This window comes from Rhodococcus sp. NPDC019050, assembly GCF_055664235.1.
Genome location: NZ_JBVOON010000057.1, coordinates 1 through 1,066, shown reverse-complemented (window position 1 = coordinate 1,066; position 1,066 = coordinate 1). Strand labels below are relative to the sequence as shown.

2 protein-coding genes are annotated in these 1,066 nt (G+C 62.5%); one reads left to right on the top strand and one right to left on the bottom strand.

Annotated elements, in window-relative coordinates:
* Positions 1-184 precede the first annotated feature (184 nt).
* A complete protein-coding gene (locus AC0B44_RS21265; RefSeq protein ID WP_471904706.1) occupies positions 185-598 on the top strand; it encodes a hypothetical protein in 414 nt (137 codons plus the stop codon).
* On the opposite strand, the gene AC0B44_RS21260 is transcribed toward AC0B44_RS21265, so the two are convergent.
* Positions 595-984, bottom strand: a complete 390-nt coding sequence (locus tag AC0B44_RS21260) for a tyrosine-type recombinase/integrase (protein WP_471904705.1) — start codon at positions 982-984, stop codon at positions 595-597. The two genes, AC0B44_RS21265 and AC0B44_RS21260, sit on opposite strands and share 4 nt — an antisense overlap.
* Between the last annotated feature and the right edge of the window lie 82 nt (positions 985-1,066).

The following is a 1,066-nucleotide window of genomic DNA, read 5'->3' as shown; positions in this document are numbered from 1 at the left end:
TTCAACCTTCGCAAGTCGAATTATCCCAGTTCAGGGCACCATTCTTCGTGTTTGACACGGGTTTCCACTCAATCAGCATGAAATCCCGAGGCTAGTGCCGCCAGCACGCCCCGTCGCGCAGGTGCGCGCGCATATTGAACATCGTTGACGGGTCGGTGTCAGTGGAGTCTGAGAAGCTGCGCCCATGAATCTGGTGGTGTATGTGCTCTACACGTTGGCACTGTTGTTCCAGCTTGCGGGTGCTGCGCTCGTAGTGATGGACGTGACGCAGTCTCAGCGGAACATGGACGCGTTCAAAAGGAAGTTGGACGAAGCCAAGGAAGCTAGGGAGGAGCACCTCCGCCATCTAGAAATGCAGAACGGGCGTACGTACCCCGGCTTCGGAGGCGGTGTTATTCGCGGACCAAGCTTCCCTACCGCAACACGCGAGCTTTTTGCAGACCAGCTCGGCCCGCGTACACGGATCGAACGGGAAGCGCTGACGGACTTTGTCAGCGCGCAGTACTCCATCAGCAAACGGCGGCGGTGGACCGGCGTGGGATTTCTCGTCTTCGGTACGGTCGCGGGCTACGCCGGGAGCATGCTCTCGGTTGCTTAGATCGCACCGGCCCGATTAAGCGGCACCACGTTCCCGGTGTCAGCGACCGGTTCCCCCATCGCCCCCAGTGCGGCCATAGCGTCGGAGTGGTCGTCGGCGAACAGGTGCGCGTACACGCTGAGCGTGGTGGTGACCTTGGCGTGCCCCATGAACCGCGCGATCTCCAGCGGTGGAATGCCCGCCGCCACGCACAGGCTGGCGTAGGTGTGCCGCAGCGCGTGGAACTTGAGCGCGGGCGGTAGCGCAACGCTGGGCAAGAGCCGGTTCGCCCGCAGCACGGCAGGACGGTACACCGCTTTATAGAACGTCTGGTGACGGAGCAGGGCGTGCCAGTCCAGGCTCAGCCGCGCTTGGGCTTCGTCCACGGTGAGTGCGGAATGTGTCAAGGGGTTTGAGTCCAGTGGGTGTCAGGCGGCTATCGTGGCGTCCTCCACGGTGGCCTCGGGATCATCGCCTGGCCGGTTGATG